At 50.9% G+C, this 19,799-nt stretch carries 19 protein-coding genes and 1 pseudogene; 7 read left to right on the top strand and 13 right to left on the bottom strand.

The features are described 5' to 3' along the window. Positions 1-315 precede the first annotated feature (315 nt). The 4 genes from DQG23_RS29880 to DQG23_RS29865 form a co-directional block, all read right to left on the bottom strand. On the bottom strand, positions 316-540 hold the full coding sequence (locus DQG23_RS29880; RefSeq protein WP_238178113.1) for a hypothetical protein: 225 nt from the start codon (positions 538-540) through the stop codon (positions 316-318). 159 nt (positions 541-699) lie between these two features. Beyond that, positions 700-1,536: a 23S ribosomal RNA methyltransferase Erm gene (gene erm / locus DQG23_RS29875; protein ID WP_113034710.1), complete on the bottom strand. Its 837-nt coding sequence runs from the start codon at positions 1,534-1,536 to the stop codon at positions 700-702. Between the two features lie 445 nt (positions 1,537-1,981). Next, on the bottom strand, positions 1,982-2,266 hold the full coding sequence (locus tag DQG23_RS29870; RefSeq protein WP_113034709.1) for a barstar family protein: 285 nt from the start codon (positions 2,264-2,266) through the stop codon (positions 1,982-1,984). Then, positions 2,263-2,841: a ribonuclease domain-containing protein gene (locus tag DQG23_RS29865; RefSeq protein ID WP_420330261.1), complete on the bottom strand. Its 579-nt coding sequence runs from the start codon at positions 2,839-2,841 to the stop codon at positions 2,263-2,265. Before DQG23_RS29865 ends, DQG23_RS29870 begins: the two co-directional genes overlap by 4 nt. A gap of 363 nt (positions 2,842-3,204) precedes the next feature. Between DQG23_RS29865 and DQG23_RS29860 the strand changes: the two genes are divergently transcribed. The 6 genes from DQG23_RS29860 (at position 3,205) to DQG23_RS41925 (ending at position 7,327) form a co-directional block, all read left to right on the top strand. After that, a complete protein-coding gene (locus tag DQG23_RS29860; protein ID WP_113034708.1) occupies positions 3,205-3,786 on the top strand; it encodes a class I SAM-dependent methyltransferase in 582 nt (193 codons plus the stop codon). Positions 3,787-4,257: 471 nt separating this feature from the next. After that, positions 4,258-4,527, top strand: coding sequence for a hypothetical protein (locus tag DQG23_RS29850; RefSeq protein WP_113034706.1), 270 nt, complete (start codon positions 4,258-4,260; stop codon positions 4,525-4,527). A gap of 569 nt (positions 4,528-5,096) precedes the next feature. After that, on the top strand, positions 5,097-5,294 hold the full coding sequence (locus DQG23_RS43855) for a helix-turn-helix domain-containing protein (RefSeq protein WP_420330260.1): 198 nt from the start codon (positions 5,097-5,099) through the stop codon (positions 5,292-5,294). A 204-nt stretch (positions 5,295-5,498) separates the two neighbouring features. Then, on the top strand, positions 5,499-6,119 hold the full coding sequence (locus DQG23_RS43150; protein ID WP_238178107.1) for a transposase: 621 nt from the start codon (positions 5,499-5,501) through the stop codon (positions 6,117-6,119). Between the two features lie 6 nt (positions 6,120-6,125). Then, positions 6,126-6,497, top strand: a complete 372-nt coding sequence (locus tag DQG23_RS43145; protein WP_238178106.1) for a zinc ribbon domain-containing protein — start codon at positions 6,126-6,128, stop codon at positions 6,495-6,497. A 542-nt stretch (positions 6,498-7,039) separates the two neighbouring features. Then, positions 7,040-7,327: a hypothetical protein gene (locus tag DQG23_RS41925; protein WP_146762409.1), complete on the top strand. Its 288-nt coding sequence runs from the start codon at positions 7,040-7,042 to the stop codon at positions 7,325-7,327. Between the two features lie 271 nt (positions 7,328-7,598). Here DQG23_RS41925 and DQG23_RS29830 read toward each other — a convergent pair whose 3' ends face one another. Further along, positions 7,599-9,383: a DUF2207 domain-containing protein gene (locus tag DQG23_RS29830; RefSeq protein WP_113034703.1), complete on the bottom strand. Its 1,785-nt coding sequence runs from the start codon at positions 9,381-9,383 to the stop codon at positions 7,599-7,601. A 168-nt stretch (positions 9,384-9,551) separates the two neighbouring features. Beyond that, positions 9,552-10,502: pseudogene (gene thrC / locus DQG23_RS29825) on the bottom strand (threonine synthase); the annotation flags it as partial. A gap of 122 nt (positions 10,503-10,624) precedes the next feature. Between thrC and DQG23_RS29820 the strand changes: the two are divergent. Next, a complete protein-coding gene (locus DQG23_RS29820; RefSeq protein WP_113034701.1) occupies positions 10,625-11,512 on the top strand; it encodes a LysR family transcriptional regulator in 888 nt (295 codons plus the stop codon). A 211-nt stretch (positions 11,513-11,723) separates the two neighbouring features. Here DQG23_RS29820 and DQG23_RS29815 read toward each other — a convergent pair whose 3' ends face one another. The 7 genes from DQG23_RS29815 to DQG23_RS29785 form a co-directional block, all read right to left on the bottom strand. Further along, positions 11,724-13,220 carry an S-layer homology domain-containing protein gene (locus DQG23_RS29815; RefSeq protein WP_113034700.1) on the bottom strand — a complete coding sequence of 499 codons (1,497 nt, stop codon included), beginning with the start codon at positions 13,218-13,220 and terminating at the stop codon, positions 11,724-11,726. 18 nt (positions 13,221-13,238) lie between these two features. After that, on the bottom strand, positions 13,239-14,219 hold the full coding sequence (locus DQG23_RS29810; protein WP_146762408.1) for a hypothetical protein: 981 nt from the start codon (positions 14,217-14,219) through the stop codon (positions 13,239-13,241). Between the two features lie 137 nt (positions 14,220-14,356). After that, on the bottom strand, positions 14,357-15,688 hold the full coding sequence (locus DQG23_RS29805; protein WP_113034698.1) for a sensor histidine kinase: 1,332 nt from the start codon (positions 15,686-15,688) through the stop codon (positions 14,357-14,359). After that, positions 15,685-16,323, bottom strand: coding sequence for a response regulator transcription factor (locus DQG23_RS29800; RefSeq protein WP_113034697.1), 639 nt, complete (start codon positions 16,321-16,323; stop codon positions 15,685-15,687). The genes DQG23_RS29805 and DQG23_RS29800 overlap by 4 nt, the downstream gene beginning before the upstream one ends. Positions 16,324-16,674: 351 nt before the next feature. Further along, the gene (locus tag DQG23_RS29795) at positions 16,675-17,391 is read right to left on the bottom strand and encodes an ABC transporter permease (RefSeq protein ID WP_113034696.1); all 717 of its coding nucleotides are present in this window, start codon (positions 17,389-17,391) and stop codon (positions 16,675-16,677) included. Then, a complete protein-coding gene (locus DQG23_RS29790) occupies positions 17,388-18,233 on the bottom strand; it encodes an ABC transporter ATP-binding protein (protein WP_113034753.1) in 846 nt (281 codons plus the stop codon). Before DQG23_RS29790 ends, DQG23_RS29795 begins: the two co-directional genes overlap by 4 nt. Positions 18,234-18,375: 142 nt before the next feature. Further along, positions 18,376-19,419 carry a LytTR family transcriptional regulator DNA-binding domain-containing protein gene (locus tag DQG23_RS29785; RefSeq protein WP_113034695.1) on the bottom strand — a complete coding sequence of 348 codons (1,044 nt, stop codon included), beginning with the start codon at positions 19,417-19,419 and terminating at the stop codon, positions 18,376-18,378. Positions 19,420-19,799 lie beyond the last annotated feature (380 nt).

Below are 19,799 nucleotides of genomic sequence, written 5' to 3'. Positions count from 1 at the left end.
CTTTCACTCCTCCCGTGTTCAACTCTTCATGCGCTGACGATCCTGTTGTTTTTTTCTGGCTGGCAGGCAGACATATAAGGGGTTGAAGGCGTCATATTATTTTTGGCCGGACAATTGTCCGCCATTACAATATAAAGGGCAATTGTCAGCGAAGTCAATTGAACTTTTGCATCGAATGGACACCTTTCAGGCAAATGATACATGATAGATTTGGGATGATGCATCGGCTATGCTATTAGGATTTGCGGATTGGAGAACACAAAGTCTCCGCAAGCCGGCGTTCCTGGGCGAATGCGAGAGCGTTACGAGTTACGGTTATTTCCCTTTGAACGCGTATACTTTGTATTTGCCGTTATCGGATGAAAACCGAAGTACATTGCCGTCTTCCGGGATACCGTTAAAATAGGCGCCTATACAGCCTGTAGTGCATCTGTGTCCAGATATGAGAATATTCGCATTCCTTCCGCCGTATTCGGCTTCAAGATCGTGCATAAACGAAAATACCCTTTTGACAAAATCCCGCGTATCCTCAGACCGGATCTTCCTTGAAGCCTGCCTTCCTTGTTCAGATCGGTTTGTCCATGTCTGACTGCATAAATCATCGAATACCTCCCGGTTGGATTTCCAGATTTTATGTTTATTATAATCGAGTAGGGGGCGGTTCCACTATACCCGCGCAACCGATCGAGAGCAAGGGCTTTACAGTCTCGGCCAACGATACGGCGCAACATGCTGGAGCATGGCATGAAAGAGAGACGCCCACTGCTCCGGCGATAACGAGGCGACCGGCTGCTCGCGGTCCGCATTTGCACTCATTAATACCTTTTTCAGCTGAGCCGGTGTAAAAATACCCTTAAGCGCTTCAGCCGCCGACAGCCGAGATTGTCTCACGACATATGCCGCGAATGCAAGGAATCTCGTGTTATCTTTGGCAGGCACGAGAGGGCGATCCCTTCGGGTTATTCGTATGATAGCCGCATCGACGCGAGGGGGCGGGGCAAAGTGCGTGCGAGGCACAACCGTTATCATTGCGAACAGAAAATGCATTCTCCACATCAACAATCGCGGATCCGACGTAGCGTGTTCCGTAAACCTTCGCGCCGCTCCTTTTTCCAAAATCAGCGCCCCCCTTTGAAAGGCTTTGCCTTCGCTCCCCAGAAGTTTTTCAAGTATCGCGGTCGTGATGGAAAACGGAATATTCGCCACAACGCAAAAGGGTCTTGCAGGCAGACGCATCTCCCTAATATCCGTTTGAATAATTGTAATATGGGGGCTGCATTTCGCTTTTTCGCGTAATAAATCAGCATAATCCGCGTCAATTTCAACCGCAATCACTTTACCGGCTTTCTCGGCGACCGGGAAAGTAATGACTCCCTTGCCTGCACCGATTTCAAGCACGGTATCGGTCGGCTGAAGCCGTACCGTTTCGATGAGCTGCTTGATCGTTTTCGGATTATGAAGCAGATGCTGCCCAGTAAAATTGGGTCCCGATTTGCATTTTCTTATTGTTCTATGCTTCTTGTTCTGTCTGCGCATTGACATGTTCCTCCCGGTTTTTCGTTAATGCCCGCGGCCCAAACAAAAAAACCGCAGACGTATGCCTGCGGCGGAACAACGGGAATGGGGACGAACTGTTATGCGCATTCAAAGAAACCATTGTCCTTGAGTCGACAAGGACAACAGATAGCCGGATTTTTAGATGCAATGACGAAAAGTACGCCTTTTTGAGCACGCAAAAAAGAGACAGACACGCTGTCCCTCACTATCCGTCTATGCAGCAGGATATCCTAAAATGGGCAGACCGATTCCGTTTTGCTCCGCGCGCAGGCAGAGCCTTTGTTCACTATGAAGTTAGTGGCACAAAGCGACAAAACGCAATCTGTTATAATTTACAGCACCCATTGTTAGGACAACCCTCCGTTCCTAGGAATGAAGTTATTTTAGCACATGATATCCTTCGTTTACAATATATGTTTGCCGTTCAGCCTTGTCGCTCGCGGCCAGGCACGTAATCGAAGCTTATTTCCTCATACTGATCGGCAGCATCCTGAAAAACCTCGACTATAGCGGAATAACGTTTGTTGTGCTCGGAGTCTGCAATCCATCTGATATGCAGCGGTGTAGGCAGATGTCCGGTGACGCAATCCCATAGCGCATCCAAATTCGCTCCGTACCATTCGGGCAAGTCAAGCTTCCGCTTCAGCCAATCATGAACGTTCGCGTGACGATCCGCTTCCGACTGTCTAAGCTCCACAACTTTACTCATTCGGGGACACTGCCTTCCTTTGTAATATCCTTAAATGACTTGTAGTGATCGGTGGTCATATAAATCAAGCCGTCGCTCGAATAGAGGATCCGGTCCGCACCGCGCGTCCCCTTCTTATAATTGATATCCGCTTCGTACCAAATCCGGTTTTTCGCATTGGGCAGCAGGCCCTCCCTGTTCCCGAAGCGGTCGCCGCCGATGCTTTTACCGGGCGCCACTTTATCCAGATTTCCTTTGGCAGGCTCCCAGCCGAGCTTCTCGGCTTCTTTTTTGGTAATGAAGTTTGCCGGAAGTTTGTTGTGCTTTCGAATATAATCCGACACATCCTTAAAGCCGGTTAGCGGAGCTTGGGAATCTTTCGGCTCTTCGGAGGCCTTCGGATTCTGGGATGACTTCGGAGAATTGGAAGGCTGCTGTTTTTGATCTGTCTGGCCGGAGCCGGATGCCGAAGGGCTTGACGGCTTGACGGTTGGCGATTGATCGACGCTTGCAGTCCCGCAGCCGGCCAGAAGAAGCGCCAGTGCTACGACCATCGCCGCCAGCCATGAGCCCGTTCGGCCGCCCAATTGTTTCATAAATACAGTAAACATTTTTAATTCCTCGCTTCTGCAGACGATTATTCGGTTAAGCTCATTTTCAAAATTAGTATTTATCATACCAAACACCTGTTCCTGCGGCAATATTTTTCAAATCGGGAAGCTGGACGCAAGCCAAGAGAGTCATTCCATTATTCTGCACGTCAGATAAGCGAATACTGCCCATCGTGATTTCGCCGTACGTGCAGCATAATGGCCGCTATAAGAAGTAACGGCTGCTTATAGCGATTTTTCGACAAAAAAGTTGCGGTAAGCAGTCGTTTAGATTACGCTGAGAAAGCGCAATATTGCGCTTTATTTTTGAGTCGGATAACGAGCCGAAAAAGATTACGGGGGCTGAGCATGTTGGAGAAAAAGCTTCATTTGGGTTGCGGAAGAACCATTCTGCCGGGTTGGATCAATTTGGATTTCGTGGACGTGCCCGGGGTAGACGTCGTTGCGGATTTGAATAATTGCGCATCGACTCCGTTGCCGTTCGAGGATGATAGCATCGATACGTTTTTGGCAAGCCACCTGTTGGAGCATATAAGCAACACGCTGCCTCTAATGCAAGAGCTGCACCGGATCGCCAAACCGGGCGCTACGGCTGTGTTTCGCTTGCCGTACGGGTCCAGCGACGATGCTTACGAAGACCCGACGCATGTCAAGCAATACTTCCTGCAATCATTCGGGTATTTCTCTCAGCCTTACTACTGGCGCGCGGATTACGGATACAGAGGCGACTGGCTTACGGAAAAAATTACGCTTTTCGTAGATCGGGCAGTATACGAGAACACGCCGATTAGCGAGATCATGAACGATGTGAGGAAGTACCGGAATGTCGTCTTGGAGATGGTCGTCGAAACAAGAGCCATCAAGCCGATAAGGGAGCCTCGTAAAGAACTGCAAATTCCGCCTCGCATCGAAATCCGAATGTCGAATTAGAGCTTAGGAACTGCCGGTATCGGTCGGTGTGACGAACGGATAGCTGCTAGGCTAGTAGTAGCGGTGAAGACAAGGCTCGCCAACCGGGTCAGGCTCGGCATTAAATGCCCCAGCCGACCATTTCGCCAAGCCGGATAAACGGTATGGTACTAAAATGATCCGCTGAAAGGTGCACTTTTATTAACCGATCCATTGGTTACGCTTAGAAGAGTCTGTAAAATTGTCCCTTTTTAATGATGGCGGCTTCTCTCGGCCGTCTTTTCTTATGCAGTAAAATGGAGTTACAAGTACCGCAAGCACGACAAAGGAGGGAAGAGGAGCGGAAGTCGTTCGAACAATCCTTTTGCACAGAAAGGGGGATGGGCAGGCGCGGGCAAGGAATTGAAAGCGGTATCATGTTAGTGATTAACGGTACTGACTTCGAAAAGATGCATGTCGGTTTTATCCAATTCCAGTGAGGAGGCTTGCAATATGAATGCAGGTGAAGAGAAGTTGGGTAACGGGAGCAGGGAGAAGGAAAGCTTGATCAGCCGCCGCAAACTGCTGGCATCGATAGGGGCTGCCGGCATCGGGATGGCGTCAAGCAGCCTGTTGAACGGGGCAGGACAAGCGTATGCCGCCGCGCCGGAAGAGAAGAAAAACAAAGTTAAAGATTTGATGGCAATGAACATCGTCGAGTATACGACAATCGCGGAATTGCGAGGCCAATCAATTGCGGCGGCACGTTCAGAAGTCACATGACGTCAAATTTACTAACTGTGTTGCGGAAGATTACACGCGCATTGGTTTTGTTACCGATCTTGGCGTACATAATGTCTCCTACTCACAATACTTCGCGAGCAACGGGCATCATGCTTTCGTTATGTTTGGCGGGGCAGAATCCAATGCGGGCTTTTGGTCGGAACAATCCGAGAATGTAACGTTTTCCCAATGCTTGGCCGAAAACAATACCCATATCGGGTTTGTAGCGGTTCCCGGCGGGGGGGGAGCCCCTCGCATTATTCATGCTTACGCATCCCTCAATCGTAACAGCTGCCTGCCGCTCTTTCCAATTACGTTCCCGAGACGAAGCTTATTTCGGCAGCGGACGCCGTACAGGATTGAAATATAAAATCAGCCCTGTTCGAAAGGCTCGGCGCATATTTAACTTAAGAGCCGAGAAGTCCCCGATTTCTGAACTACCATACTCACGTAGTGAGCGTGTAGTTGGGTGATGAATCGATGCATTTTGTTATGTTGTTTGCTGGAAGAAATAGGAACATACATTCCCTTTTTTGTGGTATAATCTGCTTATGGGGGTAAGTGTATGAATAAGGCTTATCGGTACAACCGAGCAAGAGTCGATGATTCGTCAAACATTTGGCAGTGTTCGGTTTCTCTACAATCAGATGCTGGCGGAACGTAAGGACAAGTCCGAATACGATCAAGCGGATGCCGAACGACCGAATGGCAAACGTACCGGATGCCGGCATTGTTCAAGACGGAGTTTGACAGGCTTCGCGAAGTAGAATCGCAAATCCAGGGAAGGAGGGGAGAGCGACATATCCCGATGTGTCAAAACGGCGTTTCAAGCATCAAGAGCCGATCTGGATCGGCTGTTTGCATGCAACCGAGTATCGGCGGAAATTTGGAACCGGTGTCTGATCGTCGCTAAGAACTATTCCCTACAGCACTATGGGAAATGGATCGGGAAGACGGCACTTCAAGCGGCATTGAAACACCAATACCCCTTGCACTCGCAGTCCGTACAGGCGGTTTGCCACAAATATCTGTTTGCCAGAAACAGCGCCAAACAAGCGAAAAACCAAGGATCGAATCCCAAATACCCCTACAAAAACAAGAAGTACTTCAACACCAAATGGGTAGACGAAGCGTTCAAAATAGAGGGTAATGCGATAACCTTGAGTCTAGGGAACCAGAACGGTAAGCGGCAGAAGCCGATTACGATCCTTGTTCCCCGCATACCGGATGCCGCAATCAAAGAAATTGAACTTGTGTTTGACGGAAAGCTGATGGTGTCATTAAGCTTTGACGATGGGAAAACGGCTGCGGTTAACGAGGGCCGCGAAGTTGCAGGTGTGGATCTGGGCGAAATCCACTCGGTTGCGGCCACGACGACCGCAAACCAGTCGATCGTGATAACGGGAAGGAAAGCAAGAAGCATCCACCGGCTCCGGAACAAGAAGCTGGCCGAGCTTCAGAAGCTGATGAGCAAATGCAAGAAAGGCAGCCGGCAATGGAAAACGTACAAGAAGGCGAAAATGTACGTACTCGGCAAAAGCGAGCGTCAATTGCAGGATGTCATCCACAAAACGACAAAGCAATTCGTGTAGTGGTGCGTGGAAAGCGACGTCAAAGAAGTGGTGATCGGGGAAGTGGAAGGCGTGCAGCGCCATACGAAAAAGAAGAAGCGAAAGATCGTGAGTCAGAAGCTGTCCAACTGGAGCTTCGGTAAAATCCGGAAGCAGCTGGCTTACAAGCTTGAAGAACATGGAACAAGCATCAAAGTGATTGACGAGAGCTATACGAGTCAACAATGTCCTTGTTGCGGCAGAAGGAAGAAGTCCTCTGCAAGAATCTACAGTTGTTCCTGTGGCTATCACGAACATCGGGATGTACACGGGAGCAAAGGCATATTGTCCAAGTATCTGCATGGAGAAATCCGGTATTTGGGCGAAACGCAAACGATCAAGTATCTACGTATCGCGTAGTTCAGCGGGAAGTAGTAGAAGGTGAGTACCCACCCACTTGTAAAAGTGTTGCTTACTGAACCATGCCGTTAGATTTCCGTNTGTTGCTTACTGAACCATGCCGTTAGATTTCCGTGTAAAGCGAAAGCAAGTAGCCAACCTATTTGCTTGCAGAGGATAACGGTATGGCTGGTAAGAAACCCCTACTTTTAAGCGAAGAGTAAGTAGGGGAGGTTCATCGGCTGCAAATAGCGAAGACTCGTTCCACATTACTAATACCCAAGTCATGATGGCGTTTGACGGCAGCTCCGATCGCGCCGGATATTTAATCATGGCTCAAGGCGGAGACGCTGCGCCAAGTTTTCATTTGCAAAATTGTGTCCTATACCGGCTTAACTTTAGGGCATACCCAAGCCGTCGAAAATGTTACCATTCAGGATTGTGACATTGTTGTACCGGTTTTTGTGCAAACGGACGGCAGAGTTCAATTCCGTTCGACAACCATGAAGCTTTCGCCGGCAGCCCAGCTCATAGTCAGACGTCCGGCATCTGCCGGCTCCGGAGTGACGGAATTTATACAATGCCGTGTAGAGAAAAATGTAACAAGCGATGCTCAAGTAGCTATTAAATTGGAAGATCAGGGAGCCGGAGGCTCGAACGTTTGGTTCCAGCAATGCATGTTTAACAATCCGGATGGAACTGCAGGCATACAGCCGTTTATCTCCTCGTCGAACAGTGTTACCAAGACTTGGTTCGATGCTTCCTACGCCGATCAGACGGCAGCCAACGTACTGGATCAAGGCGGCACACTTTCGAATCCGAATGGCGTCACCTTGATAGCCATGCATTAAGGCGTGACTCATTAAGGAGCAAATTGCTTGAGGAAATCTTCAAACCGGCCATTTCGCCAGAGAAAACTTTGAGTGAACCGAGCTTTTCTCCGAAAAGGAGAACCGAGCAGGAAATGCGCCAAGGCGTGATGGAGTAAAGTCCTCCTTTGCCATACGAAGAAAGGGGTTTGCAGGCTTAACCGCAGCAAAGGAGGACTAAAATTTGATCCGCGGAGTCGTTTTCTCCATTTCGTCGAACGATTTAGAATAAATGATGCGAACCTCACACTGCCTAAAAAGCACCGCGCCCGCCGCCGCCGCCGCCGCTTCCACCGCCGGAAGAGAACGAGCCGCCGGAATCATCCGAAGAAGAACGGCCGGACTGGTTTACCTCGTTGATCGTCTGTTTGAACGACTCGATCCAATAATCGCAATGATAGAAGTAGGAATTGTCGATAATGGGACCAGCTTGCCTCGCGCCGGGCACCTTCAACCGGGTAATGGTTATCATCTTCTTCGCTTCCCCCAACGGAACGGCATATACGAAGTAATGCTCCCACAAGTGAACAGCCATTGGCTCGCGCGATGCAATCCGGCTATAGTCGCGCAAGAAACGCTTGAACGCGTTCCATTTCACAAATTCGGTCTGTCCCGTCCTAGTTCTTCGCCGGCTTTTCGGTATGAAGAAGAGCAGGGGGAGCGAGCAAAACATCAGCCATCTCCAATCCTCCGGCGCCAAAAACCACAAACCGAAAAACTGAACGATAATAGTGATTTGGACCAGTCGGCGCAGCCATTTCTGATTGTCAATATAGCCGAGCCGGTGTGCAACTTGAGCGACTTCGTCCTGCCACTTTGACCACCGCTCATTGAAAGCGTTCGCATTCTCTTTTGACTTGGCATATTTGCGAATGCCCAAGAGCGACACCTTTCCGGCGCGTCCCATTTCTCCGAAGAACCAGTCGATCAGCATCGTTTCGTGCGGCTGCAGCCCATCCCTCCTGTTGTCCAACAGCCGGAAGGCGTAATCCTTCTGATCCCCTCCTTTAGCCACTTGCATATCGACGTATTTTTTCCTTACCAGATCGGCCATTGTGGCCATAAGGTCCTTAGGCTTCACGCGGTACTCCATCAAATAGGCAACAACAGCAGGCGTCACATCGCCAGGAAGCTCGCGATAATAGTCGCCCTTCCATTCCGGCTTGTACGTACGGCCGAATTTGACATAAATCCCGGCAATCAGATTCGCAATCAGCAGGGCGAGGGCGCCATAGACGCTTTCGTCACCGGACTTGTCCGCCCAGTTCCGCTCTTCTTCCTTAATTGCATCAAGCATAAAGTCGGGGCTTATCCTCGTACTGTCAGGAACATAAGAGCCGGGAAACAAGATCCGTACCTCCAGAAGCTCCTCGGGCGGCAGCGGGCTGACCCGATACCGGACATTGCCGTTGTTCTCAAGCTCTACGACTCCCTGGGGCGGCCCATGCCCGAATGCGGCGACCTCGTCCCGCCTAACACCGTCAGGCAGCTCGATATCAATATTCACCGTCTCCAGCGTACTTGGATTTCTCTCATCGAAAAACTTCCAGTACAACTCGGCTGTATCCGCATAAACTTGCACGACGTTTTTGACCGTATACGTGAAGCGGAATACTTTGGACTCGTCTTCAGACTGACTATAGACCTTATACTGGAGCCTGTCCCCATCGCTAGACAACTCGGAACGAAGAGGGATATCCTGCTGTCCTGAAACCTCGAAAGCTTGAAAATCATCGATCCCGTCTGACTTAGAGCTGTCGAGGTCGACGATAATCCCGTTAAAAGCCCCATCAAAATGGTACGTGTCTACCTCGGCAACATGCATATCGCCGTCGCCGTCGATACGGGCATGAACGGTAACCTCGCGAATCTGGAATGAGCGTTCATCGGCATATGCGGGCTGGACATAGAGAAGCAGGAAAAGCGAGAAAAAAATTCCGAAGACTTTAGTTGCGGAGGTCATCGGCTTTACTTCCTCTCCAGAATATTTATGATGATCGCTGTAGCGTCGCATCCGAAGCCGTCCGGATCGTCTCATGAAGGCTGATCAATCTCCTCTAGTATTTATTCTCTAGCGATGGTAAGAGCTGAATTGACTACGATCCTAACAACTGCAAGGATTTTTGGTCATATAGTCCTATATCGGCAGGAGGGAGGCCTATTTTTAGCTGAAACCTTTCGATCATGGTTGTCATGATCGCACATCTTTCGCTTCCATGATTTCTCCGTCGCAAACCGCTACCGTGACACCTTTCGTAACCTGCAGCGCGTGCAGAGCTTTCGGCCAGCTGGGCGGATTGCCGATGTTCAGCGCACTAGCGCGCGTGTATGGCTTGGGCTCCGGCACCAGCCGCTCATCCCCTCGCTCCACCATGCGGTGAAACGGGCTTGCCCCCTCCGCTTGCACGAGCGCAATACGGGGAATCCGGTCAATCAGTCCGCAGGCCAGCAGCTCTTCGAGCCCCTTGCCAAGCGCGGACACGTTGCTAAGCGCGCCTCCAGGCACGACAATCCAATCGGGCATTTGCCAGCCTAAGTTTTGCGCAATCTCGAACACAATGCTTTTCTGCCCCTCAATGCGATAGGGGTTAACGGAATTGCAGACATACAGGCCAAGCTCCTCCGCATGCCGTTCCAGGAAGGTTATGCCGTCATCATACGTCCCCTCGAACCTGACGAGCTTTCCTCCGAAAGCGGCCGTCTGCAGCAGTTTGGCGGCAGCCACATGCCGTGCCGGCGCGAACACGTAAGCCGTCCCCCCGCACCAAGCCGCATACATCGCCAGCGAAGCGGAGGTGTTGCCTGTAGACGAGCATGCAAATACGCGCCGGCCGATCGAAAGCCCATGGGAAACGGCTGCCGCCATTCCGTTATCTTTGAAAGAACCGCTTGGATTTTCACTTTGCGCCTTCATCCATATACGCCGAACTCCGGCATATCGGGCCGCCGCTTCCAGCGGGTACAGCCCGGTGTTTCCCTCTCCCCGCGTGACGAGCGATTCCATCGGCAGCTCAGGTGCGATCAGCTCTTTGTATCTCCACACGCCGCTCGCCCATACTGTTCCTCTCTCCGCAAGCCGTTGGTCGAATAATCTACGCAGTTCCTCTCCATCCCAATCGGCAGTTTTGCCGTCAATCGCCGGTGATTTCCATGCCATTACATTTCGCCCCTTTACATTCGCTTCAATCTACTTCTACAATAGAACACAACAACTAATAAAAATAATATATATTAATTTAGTTTGCATAAATTAAATTTATGAAATAGGGGGTAGCTGGATTGAATTTGCATGCGCTGCGGGTATTCCATTCGATCGCCAGACTGGGCAGCGTAACACGCGCGGCCGAGGAGCTGCACATCAGTCAACCGGCTGTTACGATCCAGCTTCGCAATCTGGAAAAAGAGCACGGTCTGCCGCTCACCCGACCGCAGGGCAGAGGGGTTGTACTGACCGAAGCAGGTCAGTGGTTAGCGGCACAGGCGGACCGCTTATTCGCACTGGAGGCGAATATCTCCTCCTCTATGGAGGCGGTTCGCACCGGACGCTCAGGTTCGCTTAAGCTGGCAGCCACTTACTTGCCCGCGAACTTTTTGCTGCCAAAGATGCTGGCCCGCTTTCGGTTCGACTACCCGGATATAGCCTGTACGGTGTTGACCAGCAATGCGCAGACCGCTTGCAAACGGTTGCTCCGCTACGAAGCGGATATCGCCTTCATCGGCAGCATGCGGACGTTTCCGCCTGACGTACGTTGTGAACTGCTGCTTGAGGATGAGCTTGCGATCGTCGCAACGCCGGACCATCCGCTCGTCGGCAGACCGGTGACGCTAAGCGAACTCGTTCGCGGCACAACGTTCGTTCTGCGCGAACCGGGCTCCTCCACTCGGGATACCTTGTTTGCTCTATGCCGGGCCAGAGGCATTGCGCCTCCTGAGGCCGCTCTCCAGTTCAGCGGCCCGCAAGAAACGATACGAGCCGTTATTGCCGGTCTTGGGGTAACGTTGGCGTCTTCTCTGGAAATTCAAGAGCATATTGCGGCAGGGGCGCTGGCGAAGCTCGAGGTTCCGGATGCCGCCGCCGTCAATCCGATTTCGTGCTGCACTCGCACGAACGACCGGTTATCGCCACAGGCAGAGGCCTTCTTGCACTACAGCTCCCCGATCTTGTAGAAAGTTTCAAAAGGGCTGCAGCAGGCCGCAGACCGGCGGCCTGTTACAGCCTTCCAGCCTGCGTGGGACGCGGCTTCGGCTTTTTGGAACATTCGGAACGCCAAGCTCAATAATCTTAGGAGGCTAAGCAGGGCGGAGGCAGGTAATGCGACAAGAGGACCTCATCTCCGCGTAGAAGCGGGTTTTGAGGTCCTCTTGTATTTGAATTAGGCTACTTGAATTGTATGGTCGGATGCCGGTGCGTACGCGACGCTTCCTCCACATCCTCAAAAGCCCAGTGCGCTAACGGAACGTCGCTCCATGTCGGGCTTGTCCACTCCAGCGATCCTCGCTTGAGGATTTTGTTGATCAGCGTAACGGCCTCGGCACGGGTTAACGGCTGATCCGGCCGGAACGAGCCGTCGGGATACCCTTCGATGAGGCCCGCTTGCCGGACAAGCGCGATCTCCTTCTCCGCCTCATTGCCTGCAACATCGTTAAAGGTTGAGGGTGCGTTTCCGTGCAGCTCAAGCCACCGGCTGACGATCGCGGCAATCTCCGCTCGGGTGATCGTCTGCTCGGGTCTGAACGTTCCGTCGGAGAAGCCGGTCATCAGACCACCGCTTGCGCTCGCCGAGCGAATCGCCGAGCTCGCCCAATGGCCGGAAGCTACATCGGAAAATGCGGTTGCGCCTCCTGCATCTTGTGCAGCGCCCGTTTCCAGCCGATCCAGAATCATCGCCATCTCCGCACGGCTGATGCCTCTGTCGGGCTTAAACGTCCCGTCTGGATACCCTTCCATATAGGACTTGTGCTCAGTTGCGGTATCCATATTCAAGATCGTAAAGGTACTGAATTTATTGACTCTGAATTTCAGTCCCAACAGCCCGGTCTTGTAATCCAGCACCTCGGGTTTGACCAGCTCCCGATCTCCGTCGCTATGCTCGATAAAGATCACGAGGTCTTCTAAAAATGCCGCGCGCTCCGCTTCGTCCGTCGGCAAAACCACGGCGAGCAGAGGCAGCACAATGTCTACGGCCCGACTGGACAAGTTGGTCTCGATCGTCATCGGACGCGCCACAACGATAACATTCTGATCGCCGGCCACCTCTTTGACAACCCGTTCGACCCGCGCCCGGTCCTCGACCTCTTGCCGCTCCGTCTCGTCCTTAATCGGCACAACCCGGAAATACACATCGCCCTCAAGCCCGATAAGCGAGCTGTTCGGAATAAGGATCTTGGCGTTATCCGTATAGATCTCCAGATTCAATCCGCCCTGAATCAGCTCGGACACGGCATCCTTCGGAATCGTAATGTCAAGCTGCGACACTTCGTCCTTCGCATCCGGAATGACGATCCGCGCCGTCGTTTGCCCGGAGGCATTGGCTCTTTCGACGGTTTGCTTCGCTTGCTCGACGTTGAAGACAATCTGGTCATGCTTGCTGCCGTTGGCAGCGGTTGTACGCCTGATCGTTGCCCTGGATACTTCCGAGCCGTCCCCCATATCTACCGTAACGGTAATTTCCTCAACGGTTGAGGACGGCGTTGCCGGACTTTCCCCTAACGGCTGGGTAACCTTGAACGTTGCCGTCAGCTCGTTCGAGACAATATTAAGCTGTACGGGTGCGTTCCCGGCGGCAGCCGTGCGGAAGAACGAACCTTGCACAACCGCCAGAATCAACAAGGCGAACAGAGCGATTTGCGTGTTCCGCTTCAATTTGGGCAGCATACCTTCACCTTCCGTCTATCAGCCTGGATAATTAATCACAAATGGAATGCTAAGTTCGTCACTAGGTGAATAAAGCGTTCCTACGCCGTCGAAGTCTATGGAAGCTTTGATCGAATAGCTGCCCGCGGTTGAGCTAGCCTTAGCATCCTTCAAAGTGATGATAGTCGGCAGCGCTAGCATCTGACTGGCCGGAAAAGTCAACGTCTTTGTTTGCGCGTTCCAGTACGAAGTCAAGTTTGAAATCGGTAAGCCTCCCGAGCTAATCGTGCTGCCGGCTACGTCAAAGGATTCAATACCATCCAGTTTTACAACAGCTGTCCCAGTCATCCCCAATGGTAATGCTGTATTGAAAGTAATCGACGCCTGAACCTGCTGCTCGGGGTTTAAATTAGGATGAGAAATTAATCCAAGAGTCGGAGTAAGAGACTTAATGCCCACAGGCGCAGGCGCATTTTCATTGATCGCAATCAGGCTGATCTGGTGTGGCAACAAGGAGCTTACTTGGCTAAAGGCAATATCGAATGTGCCCGACTGGGAAGCAGCCCCAACTGCCACGTCAAGTCCTTCCTTCAAAATGTAATAGCTGTAACCGCCGTCTGTGAAAGCGAGGCTAAGCGTATTCCCGCCTGCCTTAAGCGAACCGATCGTGGAAGCGTTTAGGGTCGGCACCTTAAGCAGTACGCTCACCGTCAGGTCATCGTCATTTTCAGCACCTGGCTTTACGTGGTAGGTGACCGTTTGGGATGAACCTTTGGCCAGCGTGTAACTCTTCGGATCCTTCTCAAGCGCAGCCTGGTCCCACGACAGCACAACCGTATCCACAGCATCCGTAATGGTGAAATTGGCCAGCAGTTCATTGCCAACCTTGTTGCCCAAGTTGCCCGCGGTAACGCTGGCAAAAGCCGAACTAACCATAGAACCGACCAGGCAGGTCGACAATACCGTCGTTACAGCAACTTTTTTGAACATTTGCGGCACATTTTTCATTTTATTATCCATCCCCTTCGACATGATTCTTCATTTTTCAACGAGATATAAGGTAGTATATCAGGCCGTTTTATAGTTCGTAAGGCACATCTTTTATAGGCCTTGACAAAAATGAAACCGCTCGCAAGGAGCGGTTTCAGCCAAGCGGCTTATTTCTTCAGCCGAATATAAAAACAGGATCCTAGCCCGGGCGAGCTGTCGACATCGATGGCGCCGCCGTGCTTCATCATCACATTTTGGCAGTAGTACAAGCCTAAGCCGAAGTGGTCGCTGCCGTTTTTGGTCGAAAAAAACGGCTCGAAAATAGAAGGAAGCGCCGCCGCCTCGATCCCTTTGCCCGAATCCCGGATCTGCAAGACAACGGTTTTGCTTGTTTCCGACAAAGCGACTGTCAGAACTCCCCGGCGATCCATCGACTCGACCGCATTGCCCAGCACATTCATCACAACCTCCCTTATATGCACCGGGTCCATATACACGTCGGGTACAGCTTGAAGTTCTCTTATCACGGAAACGTCCTGGCCGGACACCTTTTCCAGCTGAATCAGGCAATGCTCGACGATTGGCGCTATATTGCTTTTTTCGAGTTTGACCTCAATCGTTTTGATTTTCTCGTTGACTTTGCGCATCATCGTCTGGATATGCAGCACCGAGCCGGAGGCCAGCGTAACCATCTCCGTGATCTCCGCAGCGGCCGGACCCGAGTGGGGGGGATTCGCTTCGAAGGTTTGCTTGAGCTGGTGCAGCAGGATATCGATTTTGCCGACCTCATTTTTGATCGTATGGTTGATAAAGCCGGCGCCGCCTTTGAGCGCATCCTGCGAAGCGTCCGCTTTCATCATCGCTATTTTGATTTTCACGCCCAATATGCCCTTCTTGACCCCAATCGTAAGGAACAAAATCAGGATCACGATAGCTAAAATATAGTTATACTGAAACAGGTCGATCCCAAAAACATAAACCACGTAGCTGATCATCACACCGGAAAGAAGCGGCAGCGCCAGCAAATTCGTCAATAACCGTTCGATTCTCTTATAAAGATGACTCTCTCGCCTATAGGCGACGATCAGCGAAACGATGCCCAAAGTTAAGCAGACGCACACAAACAACACCATAGGAACTTCATTGTACCCGTCGTAGTTGATCATGCGTGTCGGGGTCAGGGGAGTCAGCAGCCAGACGATGGCAAGCAGCAGCAGACCGGCAAGCAGCAGCCGAGTTCGTTGTCTCTTGGGGAACAAGTCCGAATACGCAGCGCCAAACATGCCAAGCGAAATCGCAAAAGCCCCGTCCGTCAGGAAAGTCAGAATGTTGACCCATATGTCGGGCATCTGCGGATACCAATGATCGAGACAATAAATGGCGATGCAAGCGCTTGCCGCAAAGATACCGATACTAAACCATCTTAGCCGCGAATCCCGGGGATTGATCCATAATACGATTGTAGCCAATACGACGGCGATCACAAATGCAGTAATCATCGATCCGACTCCCGGCTGCCGAGCCCTCTGCTCTTGACCGTTCGAATCACTTCCTTCAGCGACTTGGCTTTAAACTTCCGGAGAATGTGCGAGATTTGGTTTTTGAGCGTACCTTCCGATTTGCCCAGCTTGTCGATCATTTGCGTGCGGCCGATGCCTTCCTCGCTTAGGGCTACAATTTCTCTCTCCGCCAAGGTCAGCTTATTGTACTGCTCCGCTTCCTTAAGCCGGATATAGTCCTTCACCAAAATTTCCTGGGGGGAGACGGTGTGGAAGACGCTTCTGATCGTTTCGGGTATTTTGCGAAAATCGCTTTTACTTATGTAGTGGACTGCCCCTGCCGTATAAGTATCGATAATAACGTCCTCGCGGTCTAACGAGGTCAGAGCGATCACTTTGGCCGGACTCTTCATTAAGTTCAGCTCCAGCGTGGCCTCTATGCCGTCCAGATTATTGCCGGTCAAATTAATGTCCATCAGGACCACATCAACCTTATTGTTCGCGCAGTACGCCACAGCCTCTTCTTTGGTTCCAACTGCCTGTATGACACGAAGATCCGGTTCGTTGTCCAAAAAACGGGCGAGCATCTTTCGCCAGACCGGATCGTCTTCCACGAGCAATAGATCAATCTTCACCTAATATATTCCCCTTTCTCTATGTTCTCTAACTATACCCGATTTTGTCTATCGGCCCAATACTGTATAAATCTATGCAAAATAGAGGCGCAGGGGAGAGTCCCAGTGCCTCTATCGTGTCGTATAAAGCCGCGTACGGCGATCGGGTTACCCTTATGCGGAATGTTTTTCTGAACCTGAACGAATAATCGTTGAATCCGGTTATTCGATAAGTCCCCAAATTCCATCGGGCAACCACAGCTTCCTTACAATTAAGCATACGATAAGGACGACAACGCCTATCAAAATATTTTTCGTCATTTTGTTCATTGTCCGTTTACCTCCGTTTTCAATAATTGTGTCGTTTCGGCATTATCGATCGAACCGTTTCTTACCGTATAGGAGGAAGCACAAAGCTCCTGATAGAATCGTCCATATGATCAAGTTGAGAAGAGAGCCTCCAATCTGCGGCAGCCCTCCGTCTTGAAGAAGCTCCGTTATAGCCGTTACAAATTGCTGAGAGGGCAGCAATGAAATAATCTTCATCAAGGCAGGCATATCCAGGCTGGGAACAAATATGGGGCCAAAAATAAAAAGCAGCAGCAAAGGAAGCCCTACAATGGACGATTCGGAGGCGGTTCGCGCGATAAGGCCGATCGCGGTTCCCAATGCCATAAAGATTAGAAGCAGCATAACCGCCAAGATTGTCAAATAAGCGAAATTTACATCGGGCACCCCGGAGATCGCCAAACAAGCCGCAATGACGATCAGGGCAAACAAAGTCGTCGTCGCGCTTTTTCCGGCAAGAATCTCCAGCTTTGAAGCAGGGGACAGCATGAGCGAACGCAGCGTGTGTTTCTCCTTCTCTTCGGCGATCATATTCGCCTGAACAAAGGCGCCGGTAATGGATATGGCAATCAGGATCGGAATCGAAAAAAACGCCAGATTGTCCGGGTCGTCTCCCTTTTGCCGGAATAAAACGGCTAACAGAATGGGCATCCCCGCATTCAATAATATTTGCGGATTGCGAATCGCATCCTTCCATTCTTTCTTTACCATCGCTCGAAAGCGGCGTATGGAGAACGTCATTCCAGTCCCCTCCCCGTCAGTTTCACAAAAATGTCGCCAAGCGTAGGTTCGTTGGAATTAATAGCCAGCAAATTATCGCTATACATAAGCTCTTTTATCAAATCCGCTCCCGTTTCATTACGCTGAACAAGCTGCTTTCCCTGCCGTGTCGTTACGGTAATCGAACCGTCGCTGTACTGCAAACGCAAGGCTTGCGGGGTGTCCAAAGCGGAGATTTCCCCATTGTTCAGAAAGGCCACGCGATCGCAAAGCTCCTCAGCCTCCTGCATATTGTGCGTCGTCAAAAAAATCGTCGTCCCCTTGCGGTTCATTTCGCGCAGCGTTTCCTGGATACGGCCGCTATTCACCGGGTCCAAAGCGGAGGTGGGCTCATCTAGAAAAAGAATATCCGGTTCATGCAAAATCGTCCTTGCCAGCGTAACCCGTTGTTTCATTCCTTTGGAGAGCTGTCCGACCTGCGTATGCTTGTTTTCGGCCAGATTAACCGCTTCGAGAACGGTTTCGATTCTTCGTTCGGGCACGCTGTACAAGCGGCAAAACAATTCGAGATTCTCGTACACGCTAAGACGCTCATAGATGCCGCTGTTGTCCGTAAGCACGCCGATTTTACTCAAAAACTCGGATGGCCTGCTTCGTCCGGGATCAATACCAAGCACCTTCACTCGCCCCGATGTGTAGAGCAGCAGAGAAGTAAGGATTTTCACCGTTGTCGTTTTCCCGGAGCCGCTGGGGCCGAGAAATCCGAATATTTCGCCATGGCGGACTTGAAAGCTGATCTTCTTTAAAGCTTGTTTGTTTTTGTACAGCTTTTCGAGGTTTTCGACCTCAATGACGGACTGCATGATGATTACACCTTCCCTTGTATAGGTTGCCTGCTTGCTCGACTCCAGAATAAGAACAAAACAGCCTGAAAACCGCAATTTCTCGATGAAATGCGCTTTTTTCAGGCTGAATGCCGCTATTTTGGGCGCGAACGGAGCAACCTTACAGCCCGACAATCGCCTTTATTTCATCAAATTTTCCCCTGGATAACGGAATCTTGGACTTCTTATCGTCATTCAGAACAAGACTATAGCTGTTGCGGCTCCATACAATCAATTCCGTTATGGAATCCAGATTGACGATATAGGAGCGGTGGCACCGATAAAACCGAAACCGTTTGAGCCGGTCCTCCAGTTCCGCCAGCGTCCAGGTACAGGTAATACCGGCATCCTTCGTATACAAGTAAGTCATGCCTTCGACGCTTTCGATATAGCGGATCTCCCTAGGATCGATGAACACATATTTGTCTTCCGTTTTTACAATCAGCTTAGCAAGCCTCGGCGTTTGCTCTTGCAGCTCGCTGCTTTCCGCCGCAAGTTCTTCGTTATCCGCGCCGGGCTCGGGCTCACTGAGCTCCATTTGTTCTTGTACGGTAATCGGCGTTATCGAGCTCCCGGTCAGCCGGAAGATGCGATTCGATATCGAGAGCGCCTGCTCCAAAGTCGAGCACGTAACGAGAACGGCTTTATTTTTTTGAATCAGTCCGTCTATCATCCTTCGGACAAGCATGCAGCTCTCTAAATCGAGGTTTTGCTCCGGATCTTCCCAGACGATAAGGTCAGGGTCATGAAGAATACTTTTGGCAAAGCCGAGCAGCCGTTTTTCGGAATAGCTAAGCTTGGCTATCTTTTCATTTGCTTTCTCCGATAACCCGATTTGACTTAGCATTTCGCCGAGCGGAGCCCGAACGTCATGCAGCTCCATCCAAAATAACAAGAACTCTTTCACTTTCAACCGCTCATACAACCCGTCATCCAAACAGCGAATGCCGACATGCTTGACGGCCGCCGGACCGGCCAACGGCAGGAGTTCCCCGCGGTAGGAAACCCGGTAGCAGGAGGATACGTCCTCTCCCGTCAACGAGCGAATAAACGTGGTACCGATATTGTGATTGCATTGTATAACGACGCATTGCCCCGGCTGCATCTCGATTACGTCCGTACCTTGATCCGTATCGACAATTATATCCGTATCCAAACGATTCATATATAAAATGCCTCCTGCAGAGTTATTTATATGGAGCTTTATTTACGTCCTCGTTTGTCATTGTATCAGTTCCAATCCGTGGTTGAAATGTAAGAAGTTTTGAGCAAGCTCTTTGCAAGAAGGTATAAAATGGGCGTTTTCTGAAATTGAGTTATTTGCAATCCGTCAAATTTCGTGGCACACTGGAAATAGCTGTAACAGCCTAGTGGCAAAGAATGCCCCGTCTCCTTTCAACATCCGAAAGGAGGCGGGGTTTTTTGTGCAAATATCGGAGTTTATATGTTTCACAATTGCTTGAGCCTGATATTTCACCGGTAAACGCGCCTGTCCTTAGCTTATGCTTACGAAGCCGCTTTCTTCGAAAGCGTTTAGGACGGCGA

Origin of the sequence: Paenibacillus contaminans (assembly GCF_003285015.1) — a bacterium.
In the GTDB taxonomy this organism is placed as follows: Bacteria; Bacillota; Bacilli; order Paenibacillales; family NBRC-103111; genus Paenibacillus_V; species Paenibacillus_V contaminans.
Note: the sequence above shows the minus strand (reverse complement) of the source record. Positions and strands in the feature narration are given on the sequence as shown.

Bases quoted from the DNA above. Each gene is read 5' to 3' on its own strand.
- erm (WP_113034710.1), bottom strand. From the start codon at position 1,536: ATGCGCAGACAGAACAAGAAGCATAGAACAATAAGAAAATGCAAATCG.
- DQG23_RS29870 (WP_113034709.1), bottom strand. From the start codon at position 2,266: ATGAGTAAAGTTGTGGAGCTTAGACAGTCGGAAGCGGATCGTCACGCG.
- DQG23_RS29865 (WP_420330261.1), bottom strand. From the start codon at position 2,841: ATGAAACAATTGGGCGGCCGAACGGGCTCATGGCTGGCGGCGATGGTC.
- DQG23_RS29860 (WP_113034708.1), top strand. From the start codon at position 3,205: ATGTTGGAGAAAAAGCTTCATTTGGGTTGCGGAAGAACCATTCTGCCG.
- DQG23_RS29850 (WP_113034706.1), top strand. From the start codon at position 4,258: ATGAATGCAGGTGAAGAGAAGTTGGGTAACGGGAGCAGGGAGAAGGAA.
- DQG23_RS29830 (WP_113034703.1), bottom strand. From the start codon at position 9,383: ATGAGACGATCCGGACGGCTTCGGATGCGACGCTACAGCGATCATCAT.
- DQG23_RS29815 (WP_113034700.1), bottom strand. From the start codon at position 13,220: ATGCTGCCCAAATTGAAGCGGAACACGCAAATCGCTCTGTTCGCCTTG.
- DQG23_RS29810 (WP_146762408.1), bottom strand. From the start codon at position 14,219: ATGGATAATAAAATGAAAAATGTGCCGCAAATGTTCAAAAAAGTTGCT.
- DQG23_RS29805 (WP_113034698.1), bottom strand. From the start codon at position 15,688: ATGATTACTGCATTTGTGATCGCCGTCGTATTGGCTACAATCGTATTA.
- DQG23_RS29795 (WP_113034696.1), bottom strand. From the start codon at position 17,391: ATGACGTTCTCCATACGCCGCTTTCGAGCGATGGTAAAGAAAGAATGG.
- DQG23_RS29790 (WP_113034753.1), bottom strand. From the start codon at position 18,233: ATGCAGTCCGTCATTGAGGTCGAAAACCTCGAAAAGCTGTACAAAAAC.
- DQG23_RS29785 (WP_113034695.1), bottom strand. From the start codon at position 19,419: ATGAATCGTTTGGATACGGATATAATTGTCGATACGGATCAAGGTACG.